A 20,045-nucleotide genomic window follows, 5' to 3' on the forward strand; every position below is an offset into this window, starting at 1 on the left:
CCCCGCACACACCCTCGCAGAAGGACACGCGACATGAGCATACGCACATCCGAGCTTAGCCGACGGGGATTCCTCACCGGATCGCTGCTCGTCGCCGCGGGAACGGTCCTCACGACCGCCTGCAGCACCGACCCCACCAGCGGCTCCTCCTCCGGCACCGGCACCACCCTCAACGTCTGGTACCACGCCTACGGCGAGGCCGGAACCCAACAGGCGGTGCTCCGCTACGCCAAGGCATTCACCAGGGCAAACCCCGATATCGCCGTGAAGGTGACCTGGGTCCCCGGCGACTACGCGGGCAAGCTCAACGCCACCCTCCTGACCGACGCGGCCCCCGACGTCTTCGAGACGGGCGACTTCAGCGAGCGGTTCGCCCGCGGCGGCCAGATCGCCGCCCTCGACGACGTCTACGGCAACGCCAGGAGCGACTTCAACACCAACGCCCTCGACTCGGTCACCGTCGAGGGCAGGCCCTACGGCGTCAAGATGATCGACGACGTCATCATGCTCTACTACCGCAAGAGCGTCCTGTCCAAGGCCGGGATCACCCCGCCCGCCACCTTCGACGCACTCGCCGCCGCGGCGAAGGAACTGACCACGAAAAAGAACAAGGGCCTCTTCGTGGGCAACGACGGCATCGGCGACTCCCCGAGCAACGCCGTCTGGTCCAACGGCGGCGACCTCGTGACCCCCGACGGCAAGGTGGCGTTCGGATCGGACCGGGCGCTGGAGGCGATCACCGCCCTGAAGCGCCTGCACGACGACAAGTCGTTGCTGCTCGGCTTCACCACCGACTGGTGGGACCCCTCCGCCTTCGCCCAGGGCGTCGTGCCGATGCAGTGGTGCGGCCTGTGGGCGATGCCCGCCGTCCAGTCCGCGCTCGGCGACGACTTCGGCGTCCTGCCGTGGCCCGCCCTCAAGTCCGGCGGCACCCCTGTCGTGCGGGTCGGCGGCTGGACCGGTTGCGTCAACGCCAAGGGCCGGAACGTGGCCGCGGCGAAGAAGTTCGTCCAGTGGCTGTGGATCCAGCAGTCCGACCTCCAGAAGGACTTCGCCGAGAGCTACGGACTCCACGTCCCGCCCCGCAAATCCGCCGCGGCGACTGCGAAGAAGCTGTCCACCGGCCCCGCCAAGGAGACCGTGGAACTGGCCGCGAAGTACGGGAAGAGCAACCCGGGCACCTGGGACACGGCGGTCAGCAGTGTGTTCAGCGCGGCCGCGGCGAAGATCGTCGGCGGCCAGGGCGACCCGGCCGCCCTGCTCGCCGTCGCGGTGAAGAAGGCCCAGGGCGAGATCGACAAGCAGCTCGGCCGATGAATCCGGCGACCGGCACCCCACCCGCGCCCGAGCACGCCGGGCGCCCCGCCGAAGTCCCACGGCGGGGCGCCGCCCGCGTCGGACGGCCCCGCGTCGGCCGGTCCGGCTGGATCGCGTTCATACTGCTCACCGCGCCGACACTGATCGGACTCGGCGTCTTCAAGTACGTCGCGATCGGCTGGAGCTTCCTGCTCAGCCTCAGCGACGCGCGCGGCACCATCTCCCTCGGCAACTGGGTCGGGCTCGACAACTACCGAACACTCCTGGCCGATCAGGCCTTCCGCGACTCACTGCTCCAGATCCTGCTGTTCACCGCCTTCATCGTGCCCGTCACCTTCGCCGTGTCCTTCGGACTCGCCCTGCTGGTGCACCGCGTCCGGCGCGGCCGGGCCCTGTTCCGCACCACCTTCCTCATACCGGCGGCCGTCTCGTATGTCGCAGCCTCACTGCTGTGGAAGATGTGCCTGTTCAACGGCCTGCCGACCGGCATCGCCAACATGATCGGAGGCTGGTTCGGCGCGGAGCCGGCTGCCTGGATCCAGTCCACCTCACCACCGCTGTACTGGATCGTCCTCGTCACACTGCGCCTGTGGCTCCAGGTCGGCTTCTACATGGTGCTCTTCCTCGCCGGACTCCAGGCCATCCCCAAGGAGCTCTACGAGGCCGCCGCACTCGACGGCGCCGCGGGCCGACGACTGCTGACCGGGATCACCCTGCCCATGCTGCGCAACACCGCCGTCGCCGTACTGCTGCTGCTGTTCATCGCCGCCTTCCAGGCCTTCGACGAGTTCTACAACCTGTTCAACAGCGGGCTCTCCGGCACCGGCGCCGCCCCCGTACAGACCCCGCTGGTCCACCTCTACAACACCGCCATGGGGAGCCAGAACTACGGTCTCGGCTCCGCCGGAGCCTTCCTGCTGACCGCCCTCATCGTCGGGGTGACCCTGCTCCAGGGGCGGCTCACCGGATTCGGCAGGAGCGGGGAGTGAGAAACGCATGACCACCACCTTGCCCGGACTGTTCCGAGCCGCTCGCACCCTCGCCCGCGGCCTCCTCGTCGGCCTCCTCACCGCGGCCTTCCTGGCGCCCTTCTACCTGATGCTCCGCAACTCCCTCATGGACTCCCAGGGCCTGACGGCGCCGGAGTGGACATGGTGGCCCTCGACGATGCACTTCGAGAACTTCACCGCCCTGTTCGACGACCCGGCCGTCTCCATGGGCCCGGCCCTCGGGAACTCCCTGCTGATCGCCGCCGTCACCGCACCGGTCTCCACGCTCCTCGCCTCGGCCGCCGGTTACGCCCTCGCGAGGATCCCGGTCCCCGGACGTGGTGTGCTGCTCGCCCTGATCGTGGCCACGCTGATGATCCCCGGCTCGGTCACCTTCGTACCGACCTTCGTCGTCGTCGGCTCCATGGGGGGCGTCAACACGCTGTGGGGCATCATCGTGCCCGGCCTGTTCAACCCGTTCGCGATCCTGCTGTTCCGCAACTTCTACCTGCAGTTCCCGAGCGAGACCGAGGACGCCGGACGGCTCGACGGACTCGGCTGGCTCGGCCTGTACCGCCGGATCGCGCTGCCGAGTTCCGGAGCGATGCTGGCCTCGCTCGGGGCGCTGTCCTTCATCGACAGCTGGAACGCCTTCCTGTGGCCCCTGGTCATCGGCCAGGACCCGTCCGCCTGGACCGCGCAGATCGCGCTGTCCACCTTCCTCACCTCCCAGACCATCAACCTCCCCGGCCTGTTCGCCGGCGCCGTCGTCACCATCACACCCCTCGTGGTCATGTTCCTCGTCGCCCAGCGGTACATCGTCGAAGGCATCGCCACCAGCGGCCTCAAGGGCTGACCCACCGCACTGTCCCGCACCACGCACAAGGCAGGCACACGTCACCTTCCCGCAAGGAGCTTCCCGTGACCCCTCGCATCACCCTGCTCCGACGCGCGACCGCGGCCCTCGCCACGTCGTCCGCGCTCCTCCTCTGCACCCTCGTCCCCACCGCCACCGCGGCGGACCCCGGGACGGCACCACCGCCCCCGGCGCTCACCGGCGCGCAGCTCGCCGCCTCGTGGACCGCCCCGCTGTCCACCCGGGACCGGTACGTCGTCGACGCCGACGGCGACCGCTTCAAGCTCAAGTCCGGGAACTGGGCCGGCGCCCAGGGCACCTGGCAGGGCAGCGGCGACGTCGGCGACGTCGCCAACCACCAGGCGAGGCAGATGTCGAACAACATCCCGCTCGGACTGGACCGGAAGCCGATGTCCCAGATCCTGGCCGACTTCCACGCCCTGGGCCTGAACAGCATCCGGCTGCCGTTCGCCAACGCGCTCGTCCACGACACGAGCACCGTCCCGGACTCGGCCGTCACCGCCAACCCGCAGCTCAAGGGCAAGACCCCGTTGCAGGTGCTCGACGCCGTCGTCGCAGCCCTGACCGCGGACGGCTTCGCCGTCATCCTCAACAACCACACCACCAGCTACCGCTTCTGCTGCGGCCTGGACGGCAACGAGCGCTGGAACAGCGGCCAGTCGACCCGGCAGTGGATCGACGACTGGGTGTTCCTGACGAAGCGCTACCGGGCCGACAAGCGGGTCGTCGGGGCCGACCTGCGCAACGAGGTCCGCCGCGACACCTGGAACGACGCCAACTGGGGCTGGGGCGACGACCACGACCTCAACAAGGCCCTGGAAGAAGCGGGCAACGAGATCCTGCAGGCCAACCCGGACATGCTCGTCATCATGGAGGGCATCAACTGGCAGGGCATACCGACCGACCTGACCCCTCACGGCCGCCCGACACTCACCCCGGTCGCCACCCTGTCCAACACCCTGATCCGCTCCGACAAACTCGTCTACGCGGCCCACTTCTACGGCTACACCGGCCCGAACCACACCGGTGCCACCGGGACGGGCGAGACGCACGACCCGCGTTACGAGGAACTCACCCCCGCACAGCTCGCCCAGGTCATCGACGACCAGGCCCTGTTCGTCACCCGGTCCGGCCAGCACTTCACCGCACCCGTGTGGATCAGTGAGTTCGGCGCCGCCGGCCGCGGCGACACCGACGCCGCGGAACGCGCCTGGTTCGCCAACTTCACCGACATCCTGGTGAAGAACGACACCGACTTCGCCATCTGGCCCCTGGTCGGCTGGACCGACGCGAACGGCACACCGCAGGACAACTGGGCCATGGTCAACTACAGCGCGGACGGCACCCGGCTCGGTGTCATGGACGCCGGCGACTGGCGCGTCACCGACTGGAACAAGCTCGTCAACGCCCCCGGCAGGACCGGCCGGATCGCCCCGGCCCCGCGCTGGAACATGCTCAACCTGGACCACTCCGACTACAACGTCTCCACCACCATGTCGGCGAAGCCCGACTGGTCGCCCGGCAACCGCAAGGGCAACTGCCCCGACACCCAGCGCCTGGTCGGCCTCGGCCGCAGCGACAGCCGCGGCCTGTGCACCGACGCCGGCCAACCGGCGAAGGGAAGCGGGGACTGGACCGTCGTCACCGACGAACGGTACGTCACCGGCGGAGACTGGGCGAGCGGCTACAACAAGCTCCAGTGCCCCGACCGCACCTTCGCCGTCGGCTACAGCGTGCGGAGCAACGCGATGGCCGCCCTCCTCTGCGCCCCCGCGGCAGCCTCCCTGCCCACCTCCGGCCGCGTGCTCTGGTTCGACCGCGGCGACAACCGGCCCCCCACCGGCGGCTCGAACGCCAGCGACTGGGCACCCGGCCACTACAAGGGCCAGTGCGCCGACGACGAATACCTCGCCGGCGTCGCCTTCACCTGGAAGTGGAACCACGGCGGAGTCCCCGACTCCCTGCTCTGCCGCCCGCTCGTCTGATCGCTTCCCCCATCCACACCTAGGAGCACTTGGCATGCCCCGACTGGAGATCGCCGAGGACGGCTTCCGCCTCGACGACCGGCCGTTCCGCATCATCTCGGGCGGACTGCACTACTTCCGTGTCCACCCGGAACAATGGGCCGACCGGCTCCGGAAGGCACGCCTGCTGGGACTCAACACGGTCGAGACCTACGTCCCCTGGAACCTCCACGCCCCCCGGCCCGGTGAATTCCGGCTGGACGGAGGTCTCGACCTGCCCCGCTTCCTCGACCTCGCCGCCGCGGAGGACCTGCACGTCCTCCTCCGCCCGGGCCCCTACATCTGCGCCGAATGGGAGGGCGGCGGCCTGCCCCCGTGGCTGCTCGCCCAGGACGGCATCGAACTGCGCAGCCGCGACCCGCGCTTCCTGGAAGCGGTCGACGGCTATCTCGCCGCGCTCCTTCCCCCACTGAAGCCGTACCTGTCCAGCGCCGACGGGCCGGTCATCGCGGTACAACTGGAGAACGAGTACGGGGCCTACGGCAATGACACCGGCTACCTCGCGGACCTCGCCGGCCTGCTGCGCGCCCACGGAGTCGACGTCCCGCTCTTCACCTGCGACCAGCCGGCCGACCTCGCCCGCGGCGGTCTGGACGGCGTACTGCGCACCGTGAACTTCGGCAGCCGCGTCGAGGAGGGCCTCGACCGGCTGCGCCGGCTCCAGCCGGCCGGGCCACGGATGTGCTCCGAATTCTGGATCGGCTGGTTCGACCGCTGGGGCGGAATCCACACCACCCGCGACGCCGCGGACGCGGCGGCCGACCTGGACCGCCTGCTCGCCACCGGCGCCTCCGTCAACATCTACATGTTCCACGGCGGCACCAACTTCGGCCTCACCAACGGGGCCAACGACAAGGGAACCTATCGCCCCACCGCCACCTCCTACGACTACGACGCACTCCTCGACGAGGCCGGCGATCCGACCCCCAAGTACGAGGCGTTCCGCGAGACCATCGCCAGGTACGCACCCGTCCCGGACGAGCCGATCCCGGCGCCCGGCCCGAAGCTTGCCCCGACCGTCGTCGAACTCGAGGCGTCCGCCGCCCTGTTCGACCGGACCCACCTGTTCGGGCGGCCGGTCCTCGCCGACCGCCCGCAGACCATGGAAGAACTCGGCCAGTCCTTCGGCTTCGTGCTGTACGAGACGGAGCTGCCGACCGCCGGACCGGCCGTGCTGCGGGTGGACGAGGTCCGCGACCGGGCCCAGGTCTTCGTCGACGGGCAGCCCGTCGGCGTACTGGAACGGGAGAACCACGAGCACGCCCTCGCGTTCGTCGCACCCAGGAGCGGCGCCCGGCTCGCGGTCCTGGTGGAGAACCAGGGCCGGGTCAACTACGGACCCGGCATCCACGACCGCAAGGGCCTGCTCGGCCGGGTCACCGTCAACGACGAGGAACCCGCCGGCTGGAGCAGCAGCCCGCTTCCGCTCGACCGCCTCGACGACCTCGCCGCCGCCCCCGCCGGACCCCTCGTCGGCCCGGCCTTCCACCGCGGTTCCTTCGAGCTCGGCCGACCCGCCGATGCCTACCTCGCGCTGGACGGCTGGACCAAGGGCCATGCCTGGATCAACGGCTTCCCGCTCGGCCGGTACTGGTCCCGGGGCCCCCAGACCACCCTGTACGTACCCGCGCCGGTCCTGCGCCCCGGCCGCAACGAGATCACCGTCCTCGAACTCCACGCCACCACCACCCGCACCGTCGAACTGCGGGACCGGCCCGGCCTGGGACCCGACCAGGACTGACATCCGCCCAGGACCGACACCCGCCCGGGAAGCCCGGCATTCCCGGGCGGCCGACGCCACCTCCCCGGACCGACACCACCGCCCGTACCGACACCCGCCCCGGAGCGCCCCGTGCACAGCAGACAACGCCTCGTCGAGCAACGCCTGAAGCGGGTGCTCAAGGAACGCATCCGGCCCGCCGTGCACGCCCGGACGGTCCCGCTCCGGGTGGAGGTGTGGGACGCCCCCGGCGAACCGGTGCCGGTCGCCGCCGGCCTGGCGGCGCCGTACCGGCCGGTCCAGGTCGGGCACCGCTGGGGACCGGCCTGGTCGACGAGCTGGTTCAGGATCAGCGGCCGGATTCCCGAGGAGTGGGCCGGACAACGCGTCGAAGCCGTCCTCGACCTCGGCTTCGACGTCACCGGCGCAGGCTTCTCCACCGAGGGACTGGTGTACCGGCCCGACGGCACCGTACTGAAGGCGCTCAACCCCCGTAACAACTGGATCCCGGTCGCCGACCCGGCCCGGGGCGGCGAGGAGTTCACCCACTGCATCGAGGCCGCCGCCAACCCGGCGCTCTGCGACAGCCACGAGCCGACCCCGCTCGGGAACCAGCCTGCCTGGATCACCGGAAGCGGCCACACCGGTGACCCCCTGTACCGACTGCTCCGCACGGACCTCGCCGTTTTCGACACCCAGGTCTGGGAACTCGCCCAGGACCTGGACGTCCTCGGCGAGCTGATGCACGCGCTCCCCGAATCCGACCCCCGCCGCTGGCAGCTCCTGCGGACGATCGAGCGGGCCCTGGACGCCATCGACCTCCAGGACGTCTCCGGCTGCGCGCCCGCCGCCCGCGAGGTGCTGCGCCCCGCCCTGGCGGTCCCGGCCGCACCCAGCGCCCACCGTGTCTCCGCCGTCGGACACGCCCACATCGACACCGCCTGGCTGTGGCCGCTGCGCGAGACGGTCCGCAAGGTCGCCCGGACGCTCTCCAACGTCACCCAGCTCATGGACGACCACCCGGACTTCCGCTTCGCCATGTCCCAGGCCCAGCAACTGGCCTGGCTCAAGGACCGGCGTCCCGAGGTCTACGCCCGGGTCCAGGAGAAGGCGAGGACCGGTCAGTTCCTGCCGGTCGGCAGCCTCTGGGTGGAGCCCGACACCAACATCACCGGAGGCGAGGCGTTCGCCCGCCAGCTGATCCACGGCAAGCGCTTCTACCTCGACGAGTTCGGCGTCGAGACCGAGGAGATGTGGCTGCCCGACACCTTCGGCTACAACGCGGCCATGCCGCAGCTGATGAAACTGGCAGGCGTGCGCTGGTTCCTCACCCAGAAGATCTCCTGGAACACCACCAACAAGTTCCCCCACCACACCTTCCGCTGGGAGGGCATCGACGGCACCCGGATCTTCAGCCACTTCCCGCCCGTCGACACCTACAACGCCGAGCTCACCGGAGCCGAACTCGCGCACGCGGTGAGCAATTTCCAGGACAAGGGAGCAGCCAACAGCTCGCTCCTGCCCTTCGGGTACGGCGACGGCGGCGGAGGCCCCACCCGCGAGATGCTGGCCCGTGCGGCGCGTCTGGGCGACCTGGACGGCTCGCCCCGGGTGGTCGTCGAGCGGCCCGCGGACTTCTTCGCGCGCGCCGAGACCGAGTACCCCGACGCCCCGGTGTGGCTCGGCGAGCTCTACCTGGAGTTCCATCGCGGCACGCTCACCAGCCAGCTGCGGACCAAGCAGGGCAACCGGCGCAGCGAGCACCTGCTGCGCGAGGCCGAGCTCTGGTCGGCCACGGCGGCCGTCCGTACGGACTTCCGCTATCCGTACGAGGAGCTCGACCGGCTCTGGAAGACCGTACTGCTGCACCAGTTCCACGACATCCTTCCCGGCTCCTCCATCGCCTGGGTGCACCGCGAGGCCGAGCGGACCTACACCGAGGTCCTTGCCGAACTGCGTGAGATCGTCGCCTCGGCACAGCGCGCACTGGCGGGCGACGGCGATCTGACCGTCGTGTTCAACGCCGCCCCGCACACCCGCGGCGACGTCCCCGCCCTCGGCGCGGCCGTCCGCCCCACGGCCACCGACCCGACCGTCGGGCCGGTGCCGTCCGGTGACGGCTTCGTCCTCGACAACGGCCTCGTACGGATCGGGATCGACGCCCGGGGCCTGGTCGTCTCCGCGATCGACCTGGCGGACGGCCGTGAGGCCGTCGCCCCCGGCGAGGCGGCCAACCTGCTCCAGCTCCACCAGGACTTCCCCAACGAGTACGACGCCTGGGACATCGACGCGTTCTACCGCAACACGGTGCGTGACCTGGACGGCGCCGACTCCGTGACCGCTCTGGCCGAGGGCGTCGAGGTCGTGCGCACCTTCGGCTCGTCACGGATCCGGCAGCTGTTGTCCCTGCGGGAGGGCGCGCGGCGCCTGGACATCGACACCGACATCGACTGGCACGAGCGGGAGCACCTCCTGAAGGCGGCCTTCCCCCTGGACGTCCGGGCCGACCACTCGACCGCCGAGATCCCCTTCGGCCACGTCGGGCGCCCGACTCACACCAACACCAGCTGGGACGCAGCAAGGTTCGAGATCTGCGCCCACCGCTTCCTCCACGTCGGTGAACGGGACCGGGGCGCGGCGCTGGTCAACGACTCCACCTACGGACACGACGTCACCCGTGACGTACGGCCGGACGGCGGCACGACCACGACCATACGCCTCTCCCTGCTGCGCGCCCCCCGCTTCCCCGACCCGGACGCCGACCGGGGAACACACCGCCTGCGCTACGGTCTGGTCCTCGGCGCGGACATCGCCGACGCGGTGCGCGAGGGCTACGCCTTCAACCTGCCGGAGCGCTCGGTCACCGGCAGCGAGCGGGAGGTGCCGTCCCTGGTCACCACCGGCGACGACGGTGTCGTCATCGAGGCCGTCAAGCTCGCCGACGACCGTTCCGGCGACATCGTCGTGCGCCTCTACGAGGCCCATGGCGTACGGGCCCGCACCACGCTGACGCTCTCCGCCCCGTGGCGTACCGCGACCGTCACGGACCTCCTCGAACGCCCCCTGGCCGGGACGGACCCCATCCGGCCGGGAGCGGAGGAGGACAGGTCGCTCCACCTCGCCCTCCGGCCCTTCGAGATCCGCACCCTGCGGATCGGCCTCCGGGGGGACCGATGACGCACACGACACCGCCACCACCCACCAGGGGGGACCTCGTGCCCGCAGAACTCCAGGCCGTCCTCTTCGATATGGACGGCACACTCGTCGACACCGAGCGCCTCTGGAGACAGGCGGTCGAGGAGGAGTGCCTGGACCTCGGCCTCACCCTCACGGAGGCGGACCTCCCGCACGTCATCGGCCGCGCGACCGAGGACACCGCCGCCCACCTCGCCTCCCGCACGGCCGGCCGGGCCGAGCCGCTCCGGCTGGCCGGGTCCCTGGAACGCCGCTTCATCCACCTCGTACGAGGTGACGTGGTCCCCCTGCCGGGAGCCATGGACCTCCTGGCGGCGCTGGACGCGGCAGGCATACCCACGGCCCTGGTCTCGGCCTCGCCCCGCCCCGTCGTGGACACCGTCCTCGCCGCCCTGGGGCGCCACCGCTTCACCACGACCGTCGCCGCCGGCGAAACCCCCCGCACCAAGCCCTTCCCCGACCCCTACCGGGCGGCCCTGACCACCCTGGGCGCCTCGCCGACCGCCTGCGTGGCCGTCGAGGACAGTCCGACGGGCATCGCCTCCGCGGAGGCCGCCCGGTGCACGGTCCTCGCCGTTCCCTCTCTCGCTCCCGTCCGGCCGGCCCCGCACCGGACCGTGGTCCACAGCCTGCGGGACGTGGACGTCGCCCTGATCCGGCGCCTGGCCGCGAGATGCTGAGAAGGCGTTCCCCCACGAGGAGACGGTGCCGGTCCGGCCGAGTGCCGGCGCCGGCCGCCGTTCGCGCGGCGCCGCAGCACGGTGTGCAGCATGTCGTCGGTGATGACCGGCGGCCGACCGTCGTGCCTGCCCTTGCGAGAGGCGGTGTCGAGCCCTTCCAGTGCGACCCGCGGATGTTCCCCCGCTCGGCACCCTGCGGGAAACGGCAGCTCAGCCGACGCGCGCAGTCCACTCCGGCGGCGTCCACAACCGGGCATTGGCGCTGCCGACCTGGATCAGCGTTCCGGTATGCCGATCCTGACGCGCCGGGCGGAACCCGTCGATCGCGAACACCTGCTGTCCGCTGGTGATGTCGACGCCCTGCAGACCGGCCTCGTCGGCGATCAGCAGATGCTCTCCGTCGGTGAAAAAGCCGAAATCGCCGACCGGCCAGGGGAACGTCGCGACCGCCTTGATCCATCGGACGCCCGGCGAGCGCAGTTCGACCGAGGTGGGGTCGAGGACGTGGACGGTACCGCTGCCGGCACCGTCCCGGTCATACACCGCGATCCGCCCGTCGTCGATCCACACCACCGGCCAGTTCCACTCCGAGACCTCGGGATACACCGCATGGCTGGGCCCGTCCTCGGACTCATACGGGTTGTCGTGCAGCCAGGCGGTCAGGCTCCACACCGCCGGCATCCCCCACGGCTGCCACACCCAACCGCCGTCGTAGACACGAGTCCCGTCAGGACTCAGCGACAGCGCGCCGTGGAAGTAATCGAGGTCGTACTCCGCGTCTTCCTCATCTCCATCCGGGCGGTCCCGCGCCGTAAGCACCTCGCCGGACGCGAGATCGGTGACATCCAACCGGTTCCAGTCAGTGCGATGGACGACAACCGGCCGGCCACCGTGTTCGGCGAACGCCAACGCGAACGGGACGGTTCCACAGCAGTAATCCCCGCCGTCCAACTTCAACGCCGGCGAACCGGTGGTGAGATCGACGACGGTGCCGTACCGACCGCGGTCCTGAACCACCGCCGCCCAACGGCCACATCGAGAGACATGAAGCCGCAGTCGAACGCCGCCACCGTATTCGGACGCCGGCCTCTCCTCCCGATACCGGGCCACGTCCTGCACCTCGCCGGTCGTCGGCGTCCACCGCGCCAGCCGTCCGTCCTCGGACAGCACCAGCCACGCCGGCCCCGCGTCACCGAGGGCCGGCAACGCTGCCACATCCACGACCGGCCGCAGCACGTCGGGAACCGCCACGTCCACCGTGATCGTCGCCATATTGATCCCCTCGGTGCGCCCGTGCGACCCCCCCCCGCGGCAACGTGAACAGCCAGGTGATACGGCACCGTATCGGCAAAGTCGGTGAGCGCCGCGATGCCGGTCACGGCGGTGAGGTCAGCACGGATCTGGTCCATGTCGGGCTCATTCTCGCGCAGGTCCGCCTCGGTTGGTCATGAGCGTGATCGCGGCCCAGGTGATGAGTGATTCCGAGTGCTGGATGAGGCGTTCGTAGTCGCGCGTGTCGGCGGGAGTGCATGACCCGGGCGGGTGAGCGTTCGACGACCCAGCGCCGGGGCAGAACGACGAATCCGGAAGCGTCCTTCGGGCGGCCGACGGTCTTGATCGTCAGGTTCAGGCAGGTCTTCGCCCAGGTCACGAGCTGTTCGGCATGGGCGGAGTCGGCCCAGACGATGGTGTTCTCGGGGTGCGCCGGCCGCAGCTGTTCACCGCAGCCCTCGCACAGTCGTTCCCCGCCCCCCCGGCGCCCTTGGACACCCCGCCGACCCAGGGCTCGAAGCCACTCAGAACCGGGGATCGGAAACAGGTACTCACCTTGTCGTTTAACCTCGTCTCCGTTGGGGGTGGGGATGGAGCAGGCGGTTTTTGAATCCGTCAGGTACTCCGCGGAGTGCCCGGACTGCGGTGCGGAGCTGGAGTGCTGGGGAGTTCAGGCCCTGGTGGACGGCCGGTTGCGATGGGACGTTGAATCAACCTGTTCCGCCTGTGGATCTGCGGCAGCCGTGTGCGGTGGCGACGTGCCGGCCGAACGGCGGGATCAGATGCTCTGCGAGCATGGACCCGCGAGGCTGCAGGTGAGTAGTCCGCCGACGAAAAGCGTCGCCATCATGCGCGTGCTGCGGGCAGAGCTCGGCATTGACCTGAAGAACGCCAAGACTGTGCTGCGCCGCGTGCTGGACGGTGATTACTCAGGAACGCTTCCCGAGATGGAACACCTGGCCCGCACGCTTCGGGAGGCCGGCATCGCTGCTGCCGCTACTCGCCCTTAAGGCGTCTGAACTGGTAGCTCCGTGATTGTTCGCCTGGGTTTGGTGCCCTTCTTGCGGTGAGCCGGGCGGCTGTATGCCTGTCCGGTGGCGAGGACTCGGCCCACGTCGTGAGGGGTGGCCGTGCGGTGGTTTTTCGAGCCGAGCGGTCGGCCTGGGCCGGGTCGGGAGGGTTTCGGTGCCTCGGCTGGAGAGCCGGTCTTCGCGCGCAGGTTTCTGAACCCCCTGCGGACTTGGGCGGGCGTGAGTGAGTTCGTTCGGCGGGGTCGGCTTCTTCCAGGGCCGCCGGAGGTCGGCGGCCAGCGGGCGGGCCGGCCGGAGCTGGGCACAGGCCGCGATCACCAGCCACGTCCACCGGTCGGCCGCATCCGAGCTGCGAAGCCGGGGCTTCGTCCAGCCGAGTGTCTGCTTGAACAAGCGAAATGTGGGCTCCAGGTCGAAGCGGCGAAGGAAGGACTGCCAGCACCGTTCGACGTCCGCTGTGGTGGCGCCGGTGCCCGACCACCACAGCCAGACCGGCTTGTTCACTCCGCCGCTGGGCGGCTTTTCGACGACCAGGCGGACGACGGTGCCGTCGATGATGGGCAGCGGTCCGTCGTGATCGAGCCATGCCGCCCGGCGCGTCAGCCGCGGGTGCAGCCGGTCCCACGCCTGCGCGGTCGCCTTCCCGTAGAGACGGGTGTCCGTGACGGTCACGGCCTGCTCGGTGCCCCAGGTGGCAGAGTCGCCGAAGACGAACTCGTTTCCGTGCTTGGGCGGTCGGCCGCCTTTCGGGTCGTGGACGCGCGGCGGTGTCGGCCGCCGCATCACGCGGTCGGAGCGGAGGCGGCCGAGGACCTGCACCGGCAGACCCTCCAGCAGGTGAGCGATGCGGGGAGCGTCGTATCCGGCGTCCATCACCACCAGCACCTCCGGGTCGCCCGGCTGCCACTGCCCGGCATCCACCATCCGCTCGACGACCTCGCGGATCTGGACCGTGGTCACCGCGGCGACGTCCGCCCCGGGCTCCAGGCGGACCGCGTCCAGCACCGCGGTCCAGGAAGTGCGGCCGGTCTCCAGCGCGGCCACCACCGAGTAGGGCCGGCCCGGCACCATTTGGTGCTTGCCCTCGCCACGGCCGAACGTGTGGCAAAAGACCCGGTCAGCACAGGTGTTGGCATCCGGCCGCAGCCACGGCGAGACGTCCACCGCCAGCACCAGCCCGCCGTCCGCAGCCCGTGGCAGCGGCACCCCGGCCAAGGCCCGGCGAAGCCGGGCGATGTCGATCTGCCCCTGGTTGAGTCCTCCGTACAGGGCTCCGTGACCACGACGGTGTTCAGGCGCGAGGGCCAGGTCGACCAGCGTCCGCACCGGCCCGTCCGTACACAACAGCGCGTGACACAAATCGAACAACGCGCCGCCCCGAGCGGTCGGACACGCGTACAGCTCCGACCGGAAGTGTGACGCTTCCGCGAACGCGTCCCGGAGGACGCTCTGATGCACCGAACTCACGACCACGGCCTTCGGCTGTTCCTCTGCCTCTATGACGGAGCAGAGGATCAGCCGAAGGCCGCTTCCACGTCCGGTGAACTGCGAAAACCCTCACCAAGTTCGAGCCGCGTTCGACGGCGGACCATAAACGACGAGCTCACGGGCCCGAGCCGGAGAGCCGGGTCGGGCCCGTGACACGCGGCGGATCGGACCGCGGCTCCCCGGGGCGCGGGCCTCACCCGGTCGCGATGCCCGGGTCGCTCGTGCCGGCCTGCCCGTTCTCCACGTGCCCGGCCAGCCGCCGCAGGTATCCGGCGTTGCCCTCGACGACGACCGTCAGGTCGTACCAGCGTTTGGTGGCGCGCAGGTCGACGCTCTGCTCGACGGTGGCACCGGCGCGGACCGTGCAGCTCAGGGGAGTGCCACCGTAGGCGTTGGTCACGGTGAGGTGCGCGTCGGCGGCCGACGGGTTGGTCAGGACGAGCCGCAGATTGCCGGTGGCACCGTCGTGACGTGCCGTCACCTCCGGCTCGGCGGCCTTGTTGTTGCCCAGGAAGGCGCGCAGGAAACCGTTCGGGCCGTGCACCGTGAGGTCGTAACCACCGCCGGAATAGACCGAGTTCCAGCTGTCGGAGACCGGCTTGCCGGCCGCCGCCGTGTATGTCCACGGGCCGTCGGTGCGCTTTTGCGAGCGCACCTGGAAGGCGGCCCCCGCCCGGTCCCCCGCGCCGAACGTCAGCCGGTACTTGCCGGTCGAGAGGTCCGCGGCCCCGTCGACGTAGGGCTCGTACGCGAGCGGACGGCTCGGCCGTGCCCCGGCCTCCTGCCGGGGCAGGGCGCCCCGGGCGGGCGGCTTCGGGACGTAGCTGTCGTGGCGGTCGCGGTCCGGCGGGGCGTAGCCCGCGGTGTCCGGCAGGTCCGCCGGGTCCGTGGCCCGGAGGGAGAAGTCGAAGGCGGACGTCAGGTCGCCGCATATGGCGCGCCGCCACGGCGAGATGCTGGTCTCCGTCACCCCGAACCGCTTCTCCATGAAGCGCAGGATCGAGGTGTGGTCGAAGGTCTCCGAGCAGACGTACCCGCCGGTGGACCACGGCGAGACGACGATCATCGGGACGCGCTGCCCGAGCCCGTAGGGACCAGCGGCGTACCCGATGCTGCCCTTGTAGTGGTCGAGTGCGGTGTCGACGGTGGACAGCCCCTGGTTCGCCGAGGCCGGCGGGTAGGGCGGCACGACGTGGTCGAAGTAGCCGTCGTTCTCGTCGTAGGTGATGAACAGGGCGGTCCTGCTCCACACGTCGGGGTTCGAGGTGAGCGCGTCGAGCACGCGCGAGATGTACCAGGCCCCGTAGTTCGCCGGCCAGTTGGGGTGCTCGGAGAAAGCCTCGGGAGCGGCGATCCAGGAGATCTGCGGCAGCTTCCCGGCCTTGACGTCGGCTTCCAGGATGTCGAAGTACCCGTCTCCAGCCTTGGCGTTCGTGCCGGTGCGGGCCTTCTCGTACAGGGGGTCGCCGGGCTTGGCGTTGCGGTAGTTGTTGAAGTACAGCAGGGAGTTGTCGCCGTAGTTGCCGCGGTACGCGTCGTCGATCCAGCCCCAGCCGCCGGCCGCGTCGAGGCCGTCGCCGATGTCCTGGTACACCTTCCAGGAGACGCCCGCCTTCTCCAGCCGTTCGGCGTACGTCGTCCAGCCGTAGCCCGCCTCCTGGTTGCCGAGGACGGGGCCGCCGCCGGTGCCGTCGTTGCCGACGTGGCCGGAGAGCATGTAGTAGCGGTTCGGGTCGGTCGCGCCGATGAACGAGCAGTGGTAGTCGTCGCAGACGGTGAACCGGTCGGCGAGGGCGTAGTGGAACGGGATGTCCTCGCGGGTCAGGTACGCCATGGTGCCGGTGCCCTTGGCCGGTATCCAGTTGTCGTACGTGCCGTTGTTGAACGCGCTGTGACCGCCGGCCCAGTCGTGGTCGAGACCCGCGATGAACTGCATGCCCAGGTTCTCGGCGTCGGGGCGGTACGGCAGGGTCTCCTTGCCGCCGCTCGTCTGGTGCCAGACCGGTTTGCCGCTGGGCAGCGTCACCGGGCGGGGGTCACCGAAGCCCCGGACGCCCCTCATCGTCCCGAAGTAGTGGTCGAAGGAGCGGTTCTCCTGCATGAGGACGACGATGTGTTCGACGTCCCGGACGGTTCCGCTGCGGCGGGTCGCGGGGATGGCGGCGGCCCGTTCGACGGAGCCGGAGAGGGTGGCGAACCCCGTGGCGGCTCCGGCGATCTGGAGGAAGCGACGCCGATCGATCCCGGTCATGAGTGGGGTCCTCCTGTTGCCTCGGTGCTGTTCGTCCACGAAGGGGGCAACGGGAGTATTCAAGAGGGCTCCGCACGAGGGAAGACGGGCAGCGGTGACGGTCGCGCAAAATGTGGGCGACCGGTGTGCGGGTGTTGTGCACACCATGCGTGCGGGCCAGGTTCACGGGCATGCGTACGGCCCCGGGCAAGGTGCTCCGGGGCCGTACGGACGGTGTGTCAGGTCACCACCGGGGGCGGCCGTCGACCGTGCGGATGGTTCACCGGCCGGTGGCCTTCTTCCGGCGGAGGAAGAACACGGCGCCACCGCCGAGCACGACGAGTACGGCGGCGATGCCGGCGATCACCGGGGTGGCACTGGAGCCGCCGGTCTCGGCGAGGTCGCCCTCGCCGCTGGGGGAGTCGGCGGAGACGTCGGTGTCCTCGTCACCGGGCGCCGCGTGGGTGGGCATGGCGGAGGGGGCCTCCGACGGCTTGGTGCCGGGGGTGGCCGTCTTGCAGTCGAGGACGCCCCGGAAGGTCTTCTCGAAGCCGTTCGGACCGGTGACGGCGAAGTCGTACGTCGCGTCCTCGGCGACCGGGACCGTCACGGTCTTGGTCCCACCGGGGGCGACGGTGTGCTGAGCGCCCTTGAGGTCGAAGGTCCACGCCTCGTCGCCCTGGTTGGTGGCGGTGACGTCGACGCCGCCCTTGGCGCAGTTGTTGGCGACGGTGACGGCGGGGACGGCGCCCTTCTTGGCCCAGGACGCGGACGCCCCGGCGGTGACGGCGGCATCGCTGGACCCGGCCAGGATGAGGGTCTGGCTGGGGCCGTCGGTGCTGACGAAGGCGCGGCCGAGCGGAACTCCGGTGGTGGCCCGGGCGGTCAGCTCCGCCGAGCCGTCGGGGGTGCCGGCGGGGACGTCCAGGAAGACCTGGTCGCCGTTCTTCGCCGCCGTGACGGGCGCCCCGTTCGAGCCGACGATCCGGATGCCGGCCGGGGCGCCGGGGGCGAGCGCGAGGGCGACGGTCGACGCGCTCGTGGCGACGGTGAGCGGACCGACGCGGTCACCGGACTTGCCCGCGACGGACGAGGGGGAGAGGGTGAGGGACTCCTTCGGCTCCTGGAGGCTCTCCGCCTTGTCGAGCAGGTAGTCGGTCAGCAGCTTGGCATCGGCGTCGGCCGGGGTGGCCGTCACCTTGTCCGAGAAGTGCCAGATCGCTGCCTGCGTCGCCGCGGCGGCATCGTTCCGGTCGAGGCCCTTGGCTCCGACCTTCTCGGCCAGGTCCTTCACCGCGACCTCGGGGTAGGAGTTCTTCAGGACCCACAGGATCTTCCCGGCGTCGCCGTTGTCGTGCAGGGAGGACTGGTCCCAGCCGACCTCCTTGTAACGGAAGTCCTGTCGCGCCCCGGTGCGCAGGTCGATGCAGTAGGTCGAGAGCGTGCCGCCCTGCTCGGTCCGCATCTCGAACAGGCCCGCGCGTCCGACGGACCACCGGCTCCCGTTCGCCTCCTTGATGTCGACCGGGCCGGAGTCGGTCAGGCCGCCGAGCTTCGCCGTGGCGCCACCCGCGCCCCGGTCGCCCTGGTCGGCCGCGGCGGGGCCGGCGAGGGCTATCGCCCCCGTCGCGACCAGACCCGTGGCCAGGGAAACGGCGGCCAGGCGGGCGGTGCCGCGTCTGAAGACAGAAAACATTGAATTCCCCTCGAAGGCAGGCTGCTCCGCGTCGTCGGTTGTTGCACACGGAAAAAGGAGCCTGCGGCAGACGTGCCGAATCGAGCGGAGCTGACGCACCACCCGAATACAGGGGAATCCTAGGTTCGCGATTCATGCCGATTGCCGGTCATAGGGATGAGATAAGGGTAGCGAGTCGTAATCGTTACCGGTCGTGCCCAACAGCGGTGAGAACACGGGCAGAAGGCGTGAAGGAGCACGGTGCGACCCGTCACCGGCACGGGCGGACCGGGCCGGCCCGGTTTTGTGTGAGTGCAACCTGAGGTGTTCCTTAAGGCATCCATAAGAACCTCGCTCCGGCTTTCCGGAAGGGCGGTCGGCACGGCTTTCGGGGTTAGGTTGCTGATCGCCGGGCCGCGGGGAAAGCGTGCCGAGAAGGCCGCCTCGCCGCCCTGTCCCCCGGACATCAACGTTGGTGAGGAGCTCTTCCCATGACCATTCGTCACAAGGCCGCCGCGTGCACCGCCGCAGGTGCCGCATCGCTGGTTCTGGCCGCGCTGTCGAGTGTTCCGGCGGCGGCGCACGGGTCGATGACGGATCCGGTGAGCCGGGTCTCGGCCTGTTACGCGGAGGGTGTGGAGTCGCCGCAGTCGGCGGCGTGCAAGGCGGCTGTCGCGGCGAGCGGGAAGCAGGCCTTCTACGACTGGAACGCGGTCAACATCGCGAACGCGGCGGGTAAGTCGAAGCAGATCATTCCGGACGGCAAGCTGTGCAGCGCGGCCAACGAGAAGTACCGGGGCCTGGATCTGCCGCGTGCCGACTGGCCGTCGACGAAGATGTCCGCGGGCGGCCACACCTTCCACTACAAGGGCACCGCCCCGCACAAGGGTTCCTTCGCGCTGTACATCACGAAGGACTCCTACGACCCGACGAAGCCGCTGAAGTGGTCGGACCTGGAGGCGAAGCCCTTCGTGGAGGTCGCCGACCCGAAGATGGAGAACGGCGACTACGTCTTCCAGGGCGATGTTCCCGCCAGGTCGGGCCGTCACCTCATCTACTCGATCTGGCAGCGCTCGGACTCCCCCGAGGCGTTCTACACCTGCTCGGACGTCGTCTTCGGCAAGGACAGCGGTGCCAAGGGTTCCGCGCGGAAGGCGACCGCCCCCACCGACGAGGAGATCGCGGCCGGGGCCGGCAAGTCCTCCGTCACGCACCGGGGCCACGGCGGCGGCGCCCCCGCCCCGGCCGACCGGGGCGGGGACACCAGGAAGACGGCCGGGGCGGCACCCGGTACCGCGACGGGCGGGGCCGACGCGCCCGAGGCGAACAGCGCGGCCGAGAAGCCCGGGATCGAACTCGCCGAGACCGGCGGCGACAGCACCACCCCGGTCATCGCGATCGCCGGCGCAGCGGCCCTGGCCGTGGGCGTGACCACGGCGCTCGTCTTCGGCCGACGCCGCTCGGCGGCGGGCAGCCGCTGACGTCCCCGGGCCCCGGCGCTCCCGCACCGGGGCCCGTCGAGCGGCACCGCGGCGGTCCGAACCGCC

At 70.4% G+C, this 20,045-nt stretch carries 12 protein-coding genes and 2 pseudogenes; 9 read left to right on the plus strand and 5 right to left on the minus strand.

The window, feature by feature from the left end; all coding sequences use genetic code 11:
- Window positions 1-33 precede the first annotated feature (33 nt).
- From ACFYW1_RS17855 to ACFYW1_RS17885, 7 genes are all read left to right on the plus strand, one after another.
- On the plus strand, window positions 34-1,317 hold the full coding sequence (locus ACFYW1_RS17855) for an ABC transporter substrate-binding protein (RefSeq protein WP_388993269.1): 1,284 nt from the start codon (window positions 34-36) through the stop codon (window positions 1,315-1,317).
- Window positions 1,314-2,306, plus strand: a complete 993-nt coding sequence (locus ACFYW1_RS17860) for a carbohydrate ABC transporter permease (protein WP_388993272.1) — start codon at window positions 1,314-1,316, stop codon at window positions 2,304-2,306. Before ACFYW1_RS17855 ends, ACFYW1_RS17860 begins: the two co-directional genes overlap by 4 nt.
- 7 nt (window positions 2,307-2,313) lie before the next feature.
- Window positions 2,314-3,162: a carbohydrate ABC transporter permease gene (locus ACFYW1_RS17865; protein WP_148832834.1), complete on the plus strand. Its 849-nt coding sequence runs from the start codon at window positions 2,314-2,316 to the stop codon at window positions 3,160-3,162.
- A gap of 65 nt (window positions 3,163-3,227) precedes the next feature.
- A complete protein-coding gene (locus ACFYW1_RS17870; protein WP_388993277.1) occupies window positions 3,228-5,168 on the plus strand; it encodes a glycoside hydrolase family 5 protein in 1,941 nt (646 codons plus the stop codon).
- A gap of 34 nt (window positions 5,169-5,202) precedes the next feature.
- Complete coding sequence (locus ACFYW1_RS17875; RefSeq protein WP_388993280.1) at window positions 5,203-6,948, plus strand: beta-galactosidase; 1,746 nt, start codon at window positions 5,203-5,205, stop codon at window positions 6,946-6,948.
- 111 nt (window positions 6,949-7,059) lie between these two features.
- Entirely contained in the window at window positions 7,060-10,104 is a 3,045-nt protein-coding gene (locus ACFYW1_RS17880) for an alpha-mannosidase (protein ID WP_388993283.1), read from the plus strand.
- Between the two features lie 38 nt (window positions 10,105-10,142).
- The gene (locus ACFYW1_RS17885) at window positions 10,143-10,802 is read left to right on the plus strand and encodes an HAD family hydrolase (protein ID WP_388993286.1); all 660 of its coding nucleotides are present in this window, start codon (window positions 10,143-10,145) and stop codon (window positions 10,800-10,802) included.
- A gap of 210 nt (window positions 10,803-11,012) precedes the next feature.
- On the opposite strand, the gene ACFYW1_RS17890 is transcribed toward ACFYW1_RS17885, so the two are convergent.
- Window positions 11,013-12,074: a hypothetical protein gene (locus ACFYW1_RS17890; RefSeq protein WP_388993289.1), complete on the minus strand. Its 1,062-nt coding sequence runs from the start codon at window positions 12,072-12,074 to the stop codon at window positions 11,013-11,015.
- Between the two features lie 165 nt (window positions 12,075-12,239).
- Window positions 12,240-12,519 (minus strand): annotated as a pseudogene (locus tag ACFYW1_RS17895) (transposase); the annotation flags it as partial.
- Between the two features lie 403 nt (window positions 12,520-12,922).
- Between ACFYW1_RS17895 and ACFYW1_RS17900 the strand changes: the two are divergent.
- The gene (locus ACFYW1_RS17900; RefSeq protein ID WP_388993292.1) at window positions 12,923-13,084 is read left to right on the plus strand and encodes a hypothetical protein; all 162 of its coding nucleotides are present in this window, start codon (window positions 12,923-12,925) and stop codon (window positions 13,082-13,084) included.
- Here the strand turns inward: ACFYW1_RS17900 and ACFYW1_RS17905 are convergent.
- The 3 genes and pseudogenes from ACFYW1_RS17905 to ACFYW1_RS17915 form a co-directional block, all read right to left on the minus strand.
- Window positions 13,081-14,572, minus strand: a pseudogene (locus ACFYW1_RS17905) (NF041680 family putative transposase). The gene ACFYW1_RS17900 and the pseudogene ACFYW1_RS17905 overlap by 4 nt on opposite strands.
- Window positions 14,573-14,786: 214 nt before the next feature.
- Entirely contained in the window at window positions 14,787-16,844 is a 2,058-nt protein-coding gene (locus ACFYW1_RS17910; protein WP_388993295.1) for a phosphocholine-specific phospholipase C, read from the minus strand.
- A gap of 259 nt (window positions 16,845-17,103) precedes the next feature.
- Entirely contained in the window at window positions 17,104-18,519 is a 1,416-nt protein-coding gene (locus ACFYW1_RS17915) for an LAETG motif-containing sortase-dependent surface protein (protein WP_388993298.1), read from the minus strand.
- 470 nt (window positions 18,520-18,989) lie between these two features.
- On the opposite strand from ACFYW1_RS17915, the gene ACFYW1_RS17920 reads away from it, so the two are divergent.
- Window positions 18,990-19,979 carry a lytic polysaccharide monooxygenase gene (locus ACFYW1_RS17920; protein ID WP_388993301.1) on the plus strand — a complete coding sequence of 330 codons (990 nt, stop codon included), beginning with the start codon at window positions 18,990-18,992 and terminating at the stop codon, window positions 19,977-19,979.
- Window positions 19,980-20,045: the final 66 nt, after the last annotated feature.

The organism is Streptomyces sp. NPDC002669, from assembly GCF_042889165.1.
Taxonomy (GTDB): domain Bacteria; phylum Actinomycetota; class Actinomycetes; order Streptomycetales; family Streptomycetaceae; genus Streptomyces.